Source organism: Methanococcus voltae PS (genome assembly GCF_024807035.1).
Lineage (GTDB): Archaea > AGJL01 > Methanococci > Methanococcales > Methanococcaceae > Methanococcus > Methanococcus voltae.
This window is the reverse complement of the sequence record NZ_JANUCQ010000002.1, coordinates 473,100-486,778: the sequence shown is the minus strand read 5'-3', so window position 1 is coordinate 486,778 and position 13,679 is coordinate 473,100. Positions and strand designations below refer to the sequence as shown.

13 protein-coding genes are annotated in these 13,679 nt (G+C 29.6%); 5 read left to right on the top strand and 8 right to left on the bottom strand.

Annotated elements, in window-relative coordinates; translation table 11 throughout:
- Positions 1-47 precede the first annotated feature (47 nt).
- The 7 genes from M2325_RS05480 to M2325_RS05450 all read right to left on the bottom strand — a co-directional run bounded on the left by M2325_RS05480 (position 48) and on the right by M2325_RS05450 (position 4,907).
- The gene (locus M2325_RS05480; RefSeq protein WP_209591087.1) at positions 48-593 is read right to left on the bottom strand and encodes a TATA-box-binding protein; all 546 of its coding nucleotides are present in this window, start codon (positions 591-593) and stop codon (positions 48-50) included.
- Between the two features lie 333 nt (positions 594-926).
- The gene (gene rpl12p, locus M2325_RS05475; RefSeq protein WP_209591086.1) at positions 927-1,226 is read right to left on the bottom strand and encodes a 50S ribosomal protein P1; all 300 of its coding nucleotides are present in this window, start codon (positions 1,224-1,226) and stop codon (positions 927-929) included.
- A 198-nt stretch (positions 1,227-1,424) separates the two neighbouring features.
- Positions 1,425-2,435 (bottom strand): 50S ribosomal protein L10, encoded by a 1,011-nt coding sequence (locus M2325_RS05470; RefSeq protein ID WP_209591085.1) that lies wholly within the window; start codon positions 2,433-2,435, stop codon positions 1,425-1,427.
- A gap of 13 nt (positions 2,436-2,448) precedes the next feature.
- Positions 2,449-3,090: a 50S ribosomal protein L1 gene (locus tag M2325_RS05465; RefSeq protein WP_209591135.1), complete on the bottom strand. Its 642-nt coding sequence runs from the start codon at positions 3,088-3,090 to the stop codon at positions 2,449-2,451.
- Positions 3,091-3,329: 239 nt separating this feature from the next.
- Positions 3,330-3,581: a DUF4870 domain-containing protein gene (locus tag M2325_RS05460; RefSeq protein WP_259051835.1), complete on the bottom strand. Its 252-nt coding sequence runs from the start codon at positions 3,579-3,581 to the stop codon at positions 3,330-3,332.
- Positions 3,582-3,784: 203 nt separating this feature from the next.
- Positions 3,785-4,069, bottom strand: coding sequence for a DNA-directed RNA polymerase subunit L (locus tag M2325_RS05455; protein ID WP_259051833.1), 285 nt, complete (start codon positions 4,067-4,069; stop codon positions 3,785-3,787).
- Positions 4,070-4,289: 220 nt separating this feature from the next.
- A complete protein-coding gene (locus M2325_RS05450) occupies positions 4,290-4,907 on the bottom strand; it encodes a DUF2067 domain-containing protein (RefSeq protein ID WP_209591081.1) in 618 nt (205 codons plus the stop codon).
- Positions 4,908-5,291: 384 nt separating this feature from the next.
- Between M2325_RS05450 and M2325_RS05445 the strand changes: the two genes are divergently transcribed.
- On the top strand, positions 5,292-6,257 hold the full coding sequence (locus tag M2325_RS05445; RefSeq protein WP_259051831.1) for a tyrosine--tRNA ligase: 966 nt from the start codon (positions 5,292-5,294) through the stop codon (positions 6,255-6,257).
- A gap of 223 nt (positions 6,258-6,480) precedes the next feature.
- On the top strand, positions 6,481-7,557 hold the full coding sequence (locus tag M2325_RS05440; RefSeq protein ID WP_209591079.1) for a mechanosensitive ion channel family protein: 1,077 nt from the start codon (positions 6,481-6,483) through the stop codon (positions 7,555-7,557).
- Between the two features lie 25 nt (positions 7,558-7,582).
- Here the strand turns inward: M2325_RS05440 and M2325_RS05435 are convergent, their stop codons facing one another.
- On the bottom strand, positions 7,583-9,127 hold the full coding sequence (locus tag M2325_RS05435) for a replication factor C large subunit (protein WP_259051829.1): 1,545 nt from the start codon (positions 9,125-9,127) through the stop codon (positions 7,583-7,585).
- Between the two features lie 325 nt (positions 9,128-9,452).
- Between M2325_RS05435 and M2325_RS05430 the strand changes: the two genes are divergently transcribed.
- The 3 genes from M2325_RS05430 to M2325_RS05420 all read left to right on the top strand — a co-directional run bounded on the left by M2325_RS05430 (position 9,453) and on the right by M2325_RS05420 (position 13,673).
- Entirely contained in the window at positions 9,453-11,522 is a 2,070-nt protein-coding gene (locus M2325_RS05430; RefSeq protein ID WP_374759688.1) for a thiamine pyrophosphate-dependent enzyme, read from the top strand.
- A gap of 213 nt (positions 11,523-11,735) precedes the next feature.
- Positions 11,736-12,368, top strand: a complete 633-nt coding sequence (locus tag M2325_RS05425) for a 2-oxoacid:acceptor oxidoreductase family protein (RefSeq protein ID WP_209591077.1) — start codon at positions 11,736-11,738, stop codon at positions 12,366-12,368.
- A 9-nt stretch (positions 12,369-12,377) separates the two neighbouring features.
- Positions 12,378-13,673: a phenylacetate--CoA ligase family protein gene (locus M2325_RS05420; RefSeq protein ID WP_259051822.1), complete on the top strand. Its 1,296-nt coding sequence runs from the start codon at positions 12,378-12,380 to the stop codon at positions 13,671-13,673.
- The last annotated feature ends 6 nt before the right edge of the window (positions 13,674-13,679 follow it).

Below are 13,679 nucleotides of genomic sequence, written 5' to 3'. Positions count from 1 at the left end.
AGTATGTTTTAAAAATGGATAAAATAGGTAATATGTATTAATATTTATTAGTAAAATTCTTCTTCAAGCTCTTTTAATGTAGTCAATATTTTGTTAAATGCAATATATGCGTCTTCAAATTTCTTCAAACCTGTTATAACAACTTTACCGCTACCAAATATTAATACTACAACTTTTGGGTCGCTTAATCTGTATACTAAACCCGGGAATTGCTCTGGTTCGTATTCAGTACATTCTAATGTCGAAATATCATCTAAGTTAGGTTCCATGCCCAATTCGGTTGTAGCAACCATGTTTTGAACGTTAACTTCTGGATTTTCAATTAATTCCATACCTGCTTCTTTAAGCTCTGCAATTATCTTTTTAATAGCTATTACTGCTTCTTCCTTATTTTTAGCACCAGTACAGTTTAATTTACCGCTTCTAAATATTAATAATGCAACTTTTGGGTCGCTTAATCTACAAACTAAACCCGGGAATTGCTCTGGCTCATATTCTGCGTTGTCTAAAACATCTGCAGCATATTCTAAGTCTATATCTGTTCCTATCTGTGTTGAAACTACCACATTAACAATTTTTATTTCAGGTTCCATAGCTCTCACCTATATTACATATAATATAAGTTTTATTTATATAGTATATAAAGGTATTTATATACTTTTTATAATTTATTAAATATAAGTCCCAATTATATTATATTATATTACACCCTATTCTATTATATTCTATTAAATATGCAGAAAATAGTTACTAAATATGTGATATATAACTATATTTAAATTTATAAATATATTTTTATATTAATATATATAATTATAATCTGTAAGATGATATAAAAAATAGTTTAATAATATTAAATGTTCCAAATTAACAAGTTTTATCATATGATTTATTAAAAAGAATAAGAGTATTCGGATTTAATTTAATTATCCGAATAAAGCGCCTAAACCAGCTGCTGCTGCAGCACCGTTGTCTTCTTTTTTCTCTTCTTTTTTCTCTTCTTTAGGAGCTTCAGCTGCTGCAGGAGCTGCTGCAACTGCAACAGGAGCTGCTGCTGCTTTTGCAATAGCTTCTTCAATGTCTACTCCTTCTAAAGCAGCAACTAATGCTTTAACTCTTGCATCGTCTGCTTCTACACCAGCAGCGGTTAAAACTGCTTTAACTGCATCTTCTGTGATTTCTTTATCTGCTGAGTTTAATAATAAAGCTGCGTATATGTATTCCATAAAGTACACCTCAAATACTAATAATTTACTTAGTTTTGTGTTTTTATAATTATTAGTTTTCAGATAATCTATTGAAGTATATATATTTTTTCAATATATACCTTAGATTTTTTTTAAATCGTTATTTTTCCTATAATTATATTTCTATAATCAAATATATTAAATTTATTCATATGATATACTAAAAAATTGAAGATTTTAGAATAATAATCCCATACCTACTGATGCAGGAGCTTCTTCTTTCTTCTCTTCTTCAGCTGCAGGAGCTTCTTCAGCTGCAGGAGCTGATTCTACTTCTGAACCACTTACCATTCCTTTTAATTCATCATCTAAAGCATCTTCACCAGCTAATTTAGCAACTGCTAACATTTGAGCGGTAGCTTTTCCTAATATAGCGTCTGAGGTTTCTGATGTTAAGAATGCGCCTTCAATTGATACAGCCTTAGCATTGGAGAATGCTTTTTGTACGATTGTTTCAATTGTAGCTGATGTTGGAATAACTGCATTAACGGATAAGTTAAATGCACCAGTGTAAGCACTTTGTAATTTAGCGAGGAATTCATCCTCATCAATTTTTAATATTTCAGGGTCGTATACAATTCCATCTTCGTAAACGCCTAATACATTTAAACCTACTTCCATAGGTTTAATATCTAATTTTGATAATACCACGGCTAATTTAGCGGATACTACATCTCCTTCTTTAGCAACGATTGTATCTTCTTTGATACCAATTTTACCTTTTTCGATTGCAGCAGGTAAACCTACAGCTTTCAATTCACTTAAAAATGGTCCTGGTGGCATACCTGTTGAACCAGCTTTAATTTCAATATCACAAGGTGCAGTAGCTCCAGCTTTAATTGGCGCAGGGCTTTTGCTCTCGTTAAGAGTCTTGTAGAGTTTGAATGGGTTCATTTCGGTTGCAATAAGTGCAGCACCTTTTTCCATACAATCAATTAATTTTGTGAATGAAGGATTACCTGTTTCCTCAGCGACTTCTTCAATCGCTCTTTTCATTAACGTATTTCTTGACATTTTCAAAGTCATTGAGTCTCTGATTGTGTCTCTAATTTCTTGAAGTTGAACTGAAGGAACTTCCATCATATCGATAAGAGCAATTACATTACCACTTTTAAGTAATTCTTTCAATGAGTTAACTTCATCTACTTTCCAAGAGGCAATCTTATGTTCAAATTTTACTTCACTCATAATCTCAACCCCTCTACTTTTCTATAGGCGCAGAAGCACCCATTGTAAGTTTTGTAAATGCGTTTTTAACGTGATAAAGTCCTTTTTCATACTTTCTAGCAACAGTATTTAATACTGCTTCAATATTTGCTGCAAGTTCTTCATCACTCATTGATTCTTTACCTACGTAAACCTGGAAAAATGCTTTATCCCTTGTGTTAATGCTAATGGTTTTACCAAATCTTTCAACCAAAGGTTTAAGGTTTGCATTAGCAGGAACAGGTTGTGGCATTTTACCTCTAGGACCTAAAACGGCACCTAATGATTTACCTACGATAGGCATCATATCAGCTTGTGCAATAAAGAACTGGTTTGCGTTAGCTAATTTCTTAGCTTGCTTTTTATTTTTTCCTAATTCTTCTAATTCTTCCTGTCTTATTACAGTGAGGCCCATGCTTTCAGCTTGAGCAGCTAAATCTCCTTTAGCAATCACAGCAATGTTGATTTCTTTTCCTAAACCACTTGGGAGAACGATTTGTTGTTTCATCCTGTTTTCAGGTCTTGACAAATCAAGCTCTTTAAGGTTTATGATAAGGTCAACAGACTGTGTGAAGTTTCGCGGCTTTGCTGAATTTCGAGCCTCCTTCACTGCGTTTATTATTTTTACACTGTCCATTGTGTAGCCTCCTGTAATTGTTATATGACTTCTCAGTCTTAACATGGAGCAAATCTAATATTGATTAACTATTATATAAATATTACTACGATAAAAATAAAATTTAAATGTTTTAAATGTTTTAAATGTTTTAAAAATTTTTAAAGAAATAATATTGTATAATGCTATTGTCGTTAAACTATATATAGAAATTTGTAGTATGGGTAATAAAAAATATTAAAAAATAAAAAAATATAAATTTAATTAATAAATATTTCGCCTTTATTTATTTTATCTGCAGTAGTGTAAGCGTCGTAAATCGCATATATGTAAACAATAGGTAATAATATAAATCCAATTAAGAAGAACAATAAAAATCCTGAGATTAAACCAGCTATAAGTAACAATATACCTTTTTTAATCTGGCCGTTGTACATTTGACCTGCACCAACAATTAAAAAGGACAAAATACCTGCTAAAATGGGATTTTTCTGGTTTATAACGTCTACCATTTTTTCACCAACAATGTTTAAAAATGTAAATATTTAACTATTTAATAGTACAAATTTATTTAATTTATGGATTAAATAGCTTTCTATTTAATATTTTTACATCACAATTTAATGTACAATATTATCATTTTAAAGACTTAATAAATTAAAAAAATAGTATATATGGAGAGTTATAACTCAATATATGTATTAAAATACGTGGATTATAAATTTTTTAATCCTTCATCACATAACTTGATTAAATCGCTTAAACTTTCTTTTAAAATCTCAACTGCACTAGTTCCTTCAGCAGTTTTTAAAACTAAAACTGGGTTTGAGATATATTTACCACTTTCAGGGTCTAAAACCGGGTGCTCAACGTTGTATGAAGCCATTATTACATTTTCTTTTACTAACATTATATCTTTTAATATGTTAGGTAACGAATGGTCTTCGTTTTTTAATTCAAATTCAAGGTAGTTTTCCGTTTGCTTTATAATTTTAATCATGTTTTCACCAATATGGTTTATGGTTATATAGCGTAATTATAAAAAATTTTAAAATTGTAATATAATACTTGTAATAATTACATTTTATACTTAATAAATAATTATTTATCATACTCATAATTTCGGTAGTTATAAGTATATAGGCCATATTTTATTTATATATTTTGTTATCTGCAGGATTTATATCTTAATTATATCAATATTTTAATTCTTTAATTCATTAATTCTTTAATTCATTGCATAATATAGTTTTTACTTTATTGATATCCATATTTAGCACAATTCTATCATCTTCTTCTCTAAAACAACCTTTTTCAAGCCCCAATTCCAATATATCTTCCATTTCAACACCTGAGATGTATACTCCAAGTACTACGGCATTTTTAACCGGTTTTGAACCGATAGGGTAATAAGATAAATCTACATAGATTTCTTGTAATTCTTTAAGTAAATCATCTAATTCTGGAGCGGTTATTTCTGCAAGTAACTCGTTTTCACTTTTTAAATACTCGCATTTTATTTTAGAGTATTTTAAAGCATCTATTATCAAGTCTTTGTTAACAGGTGTTTTTAAATCATTTAATTGATATGTAAACATTCCCTTTTTATTTGCATTATATTTGTTTTTAACGTCAGTTATTATTGCTAAAATATCTTTATGGTCTTCTTTTAATTTTATACGGTCATTACCATAAAGTTTTATCATAATACTTGAAATCGAGCCGTCAGTACTTTTAACCTTTGAATCAAAGGAACATTCCAAACCTAATTTAGCAACCTTTTCACATATTTCAACTGTTTCTTCTTCAGAACCACTAACTGATATAACTCTTTTCATAATTCACCTATTAATAAAATTTAACTATCTTATTACATAGTTGTTACATAATATATATAAATTATAGTAGCGATGATAGAAACTATAAAATTAATATTTAGTATTTAATAACTAAAATAATAACTATATTATTTGGATATTTTAATGGTACTATAAATTTATATACAGAAGTGTTTAATATATTAAACTCGTATTTATTTAATACTTTAATTCATATTTTAATTCATATTTTAATCTATATTTTAATTTTATAAATATGATTTTTCACAATATATAACTTTATAACCATATGCAATAGTATAAGATAAATTATACAATACATTATACAATACATTATAAGTATAATATTATAAATTATTGATTAATACATAATAGGTAGATAGAATGAACGCTAATGAGAAATTTGACCTTGTTAAAAGGAACAGTGTTGAAATTATCGGAGAAGACGAATTAAAAGAAATGTTATCCGACGAAACAAACAAAAGGGAAAAGATAGCATACATAGGTTTTGAACCAAGTGGTAAAATTCACATGGGTCATTACTTACAAATTAGAAAAATGATGGATTTACACAAAGCAGGCTTTAAAGTTGTAATTTTATTGGCAGACTTCCACGCTTACTTGAATCAAAAAGGTACCCTCGAAGAAATTAGGGAATTGGGTGAATACAATAGGTCAGTATTTGAAGCTATGGGACTTGAAGCAGATTACGTTTATGGCTCAGAATACCAATTAGGAGCCCAATATACAGAAGATGTTTACAAATTGGCTTTAAAAACTACATTAAAAAGAGCAAGAAGAAGTATGGAAGTTATCGCAAGAGAAGACGATAACCCAAAAGTAGCAGAAGTAGTTTACCCTTTAATGCAGGTAAACGATATAAAATACTTGAAAGTTGCAGTAGCTGTCGGTGGAATGGAACAAAGAAAAATACACGTTTTAGCTAGAGAATTATTGCCAAACATGGATTTTGAAACACCAATTTGTTTACATAATCCGGTTTTATCAGGATTAGACGGCGTTGGTAAAATGTCATCTTCAAAAGGAAATTTAATTGCTGCGGATGATGAAGATAGCGATATTAATAAAAAAATAAAAGAAGCATACTGTCCTATGAAAGAAGTTAGTGGAAATCCAATTTTAGAAATTGCACACTATTATTTAGATTATCCTGCAGAATTGAAAAGACCTGAAAAATACGGTGGAAATATCGTATTTAACACCTACGAAGAATTAGAAAAAGCATACGTGGAAGGATTACACCCAATGGACTTAAAAAATATGGTTGCAGAAGCAATGATTAAAATTGTGACCCCAATTAGGGAAAAAATGAAAGAAATGAACATTTAAATAATTTTAATATTTCTTTTTATCTTTAGTTTTACTTTTATTTTTATATTATTTTATTTTTATATTTTTATATTATTTTTTAGTTAAATCAAGTAATAAATAACATATATAATATTCGAATATGTTATAATATATTATAGATTTAAATGTATTTAATTAGCTATTATTAATTTTCTTTACATATTGTATTTTATAGGTAATTTTAACCAAGGGGGTTACTATAATGGAGTTTATAAACGATATGCTTTTTGGAAATCCAATATATAAGTATTTTTATTTTATAATTTACGTTTTATTGGGAATATTGGTTGCAAAATTAATAAAAAAATTATTAGAATATCGATTAAAAAACAAAATTAAAAATGGAAGGAATGGAATAGACTGTATTTTTATCGATTCAGCAATTACTCCAATTGTAATATTTATATTTACTAGTGCAGTCCGATATGCGTCTCTTTCTTTAACTTTAGAACCACACTGTAGAGTTTTGCTAAATGACGCAATATCAATTTCATATATTATTGCGATGGTATTGTTCACAATGTCATTTATTGACAAAATGTTTGTACATTATATCAACCCGAGAATTGAAGACTCTGACAATCGATTGCATGGTCATATATTGCCACCGGTTCGAAAATTATTAAAAATAATGATTATTTTGGGAGCTATAATTTTAGCACTGGAAAATATGGGTTTTAATATTGCCACAGTAGTTGCAGGTTTGGGTATTGGTGGTTTAGCTGTAGCTTTGGCTTCAAAACCTACTTTAGAAAATTTCATAGCGGGAATTATAATTTATACAGATAATACATTTATAACTCACGACTGGATAAAATGGGATACTGGGCAAGGTTTTGTTGAAGAAATAGGACTTAGAAGTACAAAAATACGTTCTTTTGATGATAGCTTGCTAATAATACCAAATATGGATATAATAAATTCGGAAATTGAAAATAAAAGTGCAAGAAGAAAAAGAAGGACAGTTGTAACACTGGGACTTACCTACGATACTTCAAAAGAAGAGATTATAAAAGCAACAAACATTGTAAAAAAGATATTAAATGACGAAGAAGGGGTTGTAGACCCCATAAGGGTTAATTTTACAAATTATGGGTCTTATTCTTTAGATATACGTGTAGAATATTACGTTAACAATCTAAGTTATGATTATTATTTAAATACTTGTGAAAACGTTAATTTAAAAATAAGGGAAGAATTTGAAAAGGAAAATTTGGATTTTGCATTCCCATCGCAAACATTGTATTTAAGCAAAGAAAATATTGAAAATACAAATTAAAGAAATTAGAATTTATTAAAGAATATTAAAAGAAATTATCTAATGTAATTTGACTTTTAGGCATATTTTTTAAATTATCCGAATTATCCTCTTTTTTTTCGATTTCAACTTCTGTTTCAACTTCTATTTCTATTTCTTTTTTCACTTTAGTAGGATTTAAGAATTTTTCTAAGCTATTTCCATTTTCTTTCGAAGAATTAGATGATTTATCTTTCTTACTTTTAGTTTTAGTAGTAGTTTTAGACTCGCCATTACTTTCTTTATTTGATTTTTTCATCTCTTTAAGTTCTTTTTTTCTTGCTTTGGCTTGTTCTTTTTCATCTTTTTGAATTTGCTTAAATATTTTGGTTGCAATAGTTTTTTTACTCAAAAATTCTACTTCATCCCTAGTTAATTCAAAATACTCAATTAATCCGATTGAAGCGTCTATATCATTCTCAAAAATTAAAGGTAATAGTCTCATGTATTCCATAGCACGTTTAGAGGATAAATGAACTTTTTGACCTATTTTTAAGGCTACTGCTTTAGTTTTCTGACGATGTACTTTAGACCTACTTAATTTAGTAAATATTGTAGGGGGCGAATATCGTATAAATCCTCGATACTTTTCGTCTTTGGATAATGCAACACCTGCAGTCATTAGTGCTGAAGCATATTTCCAAAATCCAAAATGTTGCCTACGGTAAACTCTACCGAGATAAATGTCTGATTTGGAAATATAGTCATAAGCTTTTGCTATTTCGTGTGGTTTTTGGTATTCCCTAGGTATGTTTTCAGCTAACCACTCTTGAACCGTTCCAATATCTTCCTTCAAGTCTCTACTCGTAGAAACTGCGATATCATAGTGTGTGGTTTTTAATGCAATCCTAACTGCATCAAATATATTTCCTTTACTATCTCGGTCTGCTAAGTTTCTTACGTCCTCGGTTTCCATTGGTGTAGTTCTTCCGATTAGTAATGATTCCAAATCATTTATGGCAGCCCTTAAATCACCACTAGCATGTGATGCTATCATTTTAATAGCTTTTGGGTCAACTTCATAGCCTTCTTGCAATGCTATTCTTCTAAGTACTGGCGGTATCGAGTTAGTATGTACTGAATTCACATTCACAAGATGAACGGAGTTTCTAAGAGAAGACAAGTTTAATTTATACGGGTCATTCGCTGTAAGTATTATCGGGTTTTTTGCAGTCTTAGCAACCTTTATAATTTCCGAAACCCCTCCCCTATCTTCATTACCTGACAAACCGTCCACTTCGTCTAAAATTATCAATGAGCGCCTACCGCTCAATGATTTTGAAACTGCAGCGGTACCTACAACCTGTTGAATTACGTTTTTATTCCTTTTATCGCTTGCATTTAATTCTATTACTTCAAAATTGTAATCATTTGCTAAAGCGTACGCTAAAGTGGTTTTTCCACAGCCTGGAGGTCCGGCAAGTAATAACGGTTTATGATATCCGCCGTTCTGAAGGTACTCTTCAATCCAATTTGTAAGCTCTTCTTTGATTTTATTTTGCCCTGCTACATCATTCATAGATTTAGGTCTATATTTCTCAACCCATTCCATTAAAACACCTTGTAAATTAGACATCTGAAAAAATTGACTAAATTATTTCTATTTTTTATTTTATAAATTTTTATACTTTTGTTTAAAATAATATGTTTTATGTTTATTATATCTTTGTATTAAATATTAGAAATATTAGAAATATAAAAAATAATCAATCCATGCGTAATCAAATAATTATTGTGCAATTATGCCATAATAATTTAAATTAATCGATATTTATATAAATAAACTTTAATTATATACTTATATTATTAAAATGGTCACAAAATAACTATTACGAGGGATTTTTTTGAAAAAAACACTTAAGGAACAAAAATTTTTAATGGGAAATGAAGCAATAGCTTTGGGTGCCATTCATTCAAATTTATCCGTAGCAACCGGTTATGCAGGAACCCCTTCCACAGAAGTTATGGAAACAATAATAAAAGAAGTTAACCGCATGGATAAAATTAGCGATGACACTACAATATATGTCGAATGGTCTACAAACGAAAAAGTAGCACTCGAAAACGCAATCGGGGCATCTTACTCTGGTGCCAATACCATCGTAACGATGAAACAAGTCGGTTTAAATGTAGCATCTGACCCTTTAATGAGTTTAACATATCTAGGAACGAATGGAGCGTTAGTAATTGTAGTTACTGATGACCCCACACCTCATTCTTCACAAACAGAGCAAGATACTAGATATTATGGTAGTTTTGCAAATGTACCAGTCTTTGACCCTTGCGATGCGCAAGAAGCATATGATTTAACCAAATATGCTTATGAAATCAGTAGGAAATATAAAACCCCAGTTATTTTACGGTCTACCACACGTTTATCACACGGCTATAACGACGTATTAATTGACAAAGTGATGGACAATGAGTTAATAGAACGCTTAAAAACTGAAAAGAGTAACATTGGATTTATAAAAGACCCAAATTGGGCAATAATGCCCAAATTAGTAAGTAAAAATCACCCTATACTCGAAGAAAAGCAATTGAAAATTGCAGAAGATTTTTCAAATTCGAATTTTAATAGTATAACGGTATTTAATAATGATAATAACGATAATAAAAAGAATAAAAAGAATTTGGGGATTATTACTTCCGGAGTTTCCTATTATTACACTTTAGAAGCGTTAAACATATTAAAAGAAGACAAAAAGGATAAAGAATTTCAAAACTTTTTAGATAATTATAATGTTGAAATTTTAAAAATAAGTATGCCTTACCCATTCCCGGAATCTAAGGTATTAGATTTTATAAAAAATAACAAAAAAGATATATTGGTTACAATAGAGGAACTTGACCCAGTTTTAGAAGATAATACGTTAAAATTAATTGGAAAATATAATAATAATAATAATAATAATAATAATTTAAACAATATTAAATTTTATGGAAAATACAATTTATTCCCAAAATGTGGGGAATATAACGTAGATATAGTTAAAACGTTACTATATAAAATAATTAAAGAAGATAATAGGTTAGAATGTAATAATAAAGATAATATGGATAATAAACATAATAATAATACTAGTAGTAAAATTAAAGATGAAGAAAATACCAAAAAAGAAATAACCTTACCTGTGAGGTTACCAACATTATGTGCAGGCTGTATGCACAGAATTGCATTTTATGCCTTTAAAAAAGTTGCAAGAGAATTTAAAAAGCAAAACATTGAAACAATATTTTCCGGAGATATAGGTTGTTACACACTCGGAGCGACCCCTCCTTTGAGTGCAACCGATACATGCTTATGTATGGGTGCAGGAATTAGCTTAGCAACCGGTTTAAGTAGGGTAAATTCAAATACTAAGAATATAGCATTTATAGGCGATTCTACATTCTTCCACTCTGGAATACCTGCAGTAGTGAACGCTGTTTATAATGAAGCAGACGTTACAATAGTTGTTTTAGATAACGAAACAACAGCAATGACTGGTCATCAACCGCATCCTGGAACTGGACAAAAAGCAAGAGGAAATGCGAAGATAATTGATATTGAAAAAGTTTTAAAGAGCTGTAATGTAGAAAACGTCCAAACAATAGATATAAGTAAATTTGCAAATATCGAACAGGAAGATATTTTTAAAGGTATTCTCAAAAAGTGTAAAAATGCAATGGACTACGAGGGAGTTTCCGCAATTATATTCAAGGGGGATTGCGTAACAAAGAAAAAAATAAAAACAACAAAATCTCAAAAGACCGACGCTCAAAACTTAAAAGTAGTCGTTGACGAGAATTTATGTAATTCCTGTAAGCTATGTATCAATGAAATAGGTTGTCCTGCACTGAGATATGATTCATTAAATAATCGCATAGAACTTTTAGATTCTTGTACAAATTGTGGTTTATGTATTAACATATGTCCAAAAGGTGCATTATCTAAAAAATTATGATTCTAAAAAATAATTTTATATGTCGACAATATTTGTGATATTCGGGTTTTCGAAGGATGTGATAAGTACAGATATGGATGAAATTAATCCAAAAGTGTACGAAATAAGTATTCGATGTACTTAAAAAATTAAAATAATGTAATAGAATAAAAAAATAATCTAATAAAAAAATAATAGTAAGAATAGTAAGAATAGTAATAAAAGGTGTAATCTATGGAAAAATGTGATATAATCATATCGGGCGTAGGAGGTCAAGGTATAGTTTTAGCATCACGTTTAATAGCAACCATGGCGTTAAGAAAAGGTTATAAAATAAGTACTGCAGAAACTATCGGAATGTCGCAAAGAGGTGGTAGTGTGGTAAGTAATTTAAGATTAGATAGTCATAGAAAAGGTTCTTTAATCCCAAAAGGGCAAGCAAACGTTATTATAGGTTTTGAACCTGCTGAAGCTTACCGATACAATGAGTATTTAAATAAGGATACTAAAGTATTATTAAATAGTAATCCAATATATTCAAGTTCTAAAACGCCAGAGAATGAAATATATTCTAAAAAGGAAGTTATTAAAATTATTGAACTATTTGATAAAAATAATACTTTAACAGCATGTAATTTTAATAAAATGGCTTTAGAATTTGGAAATTTAAAAACTATGAATATTATGATGATAGCAATCGCATGTTTTAATAATTATTTGCCTTTTTCAGTAGATGAATTAAATAGCACAATAAAAGAAGAAATGCCAAGCAAAATTAAGGATATAAATTTAAAAGCCGTAGAATTTGCAATTAATAATTTTGAAAAATATGCGAATATTAATTCTAACAATGTTATTAAAATTTAAAGGGATAATATGAGTAATAAAAATATTGATAATAATGGCAATAAGGATAAAAATAAAAATAAAAATAAAAACCATAAAAAGATTGATTTATTGATAGATTTGGTAAAAAGGGCTAAAAAAGGAACATTCTACAAAGAAAAATTAAAAGATATCGAAGTTTCAGAAATTAAGACACTCGAAGATATTCAAAAATTACCTTTCACTACAAAATCAGAATTAAGGAAAGCTTATCCCCTAGGACTGAGTGCAGTAGGTGAAGAAGAAATCGTTAGAATCCATTCAACGTCTGGAACAACTGGTGAACCGGTTATAATCCCTTATACGAAAAAAGATGTTGAAGTATTCACAGACATGATGTCAAGATGTTATGAGGTTGCAGGCGTCATAAGTACTGACAGAGTCCATATAACGCCAGGTTATGGATTATGGACTGCAGGGATTGGTTTCCAATTAGGTGCTGAAAAAATGGGGGCTATGACTATACCGATGGGTCCAGGAAACACGGAAAAACAATTAAAAATGATGGTTGATTTAAAATCAACAGTATTAACCTCTACTTCATCATATGCCTTACTTTTAGCAGAAGAAATTCACAAAAGAGGTATTTCTGATAAAATATGCCTTAGAAAAGGTATAATCGGTTCTGAAAGATGGAGCGAAAAAATGAGAAACAGGATAGAAAAAGAGCTAAATATGGAAACATATGATATTTATGGCTTAACCGAAGTTTACGGTCCTGGAATAGCTATAGACTGTGACGAACACGATGGATTACATTATTGGAATGATTATTTGTTATTCGAGATAATAGACCCGATAACAGGCAAAGTTTTGCCAGATGGAACAATTGGGGAGCTTGTAATAACAACACTCGTAAAAGAAGGTGCTCCACTTATTAGATATAGGACAGGGGATTTAACACAAATAATGACTGGAAAATGTAGCTGTGGTGCTAAATATCCAAAGATTTCAAGAATTTTGGGACGTTCGGACGATAGGATTAAAATTAAAGGAGTAAATATATTCCCTCAACAAATTGAAAAAGTAATTGAATGTCTAGACGAATTATGTAGCGAATACCAAGTAGTTCTCACAAAGAACGAAGGTAGGGACAATATGCTTTTGAGAGTGGAGTTGAAAAAAGAATTAATTATTGATTCAAAAGCTCTATTAAAATTAGAGCAAGAAGTCCAGAAGAAATTTAAAAACTTCATTGGTATTAAAATTGACGTAGAATGTGTAAATTCTGGAGAATTACCTCGTAGTGAGAAAAAAAGTAAAAGAATCATTGATAAAAGACTTTAAAAGACT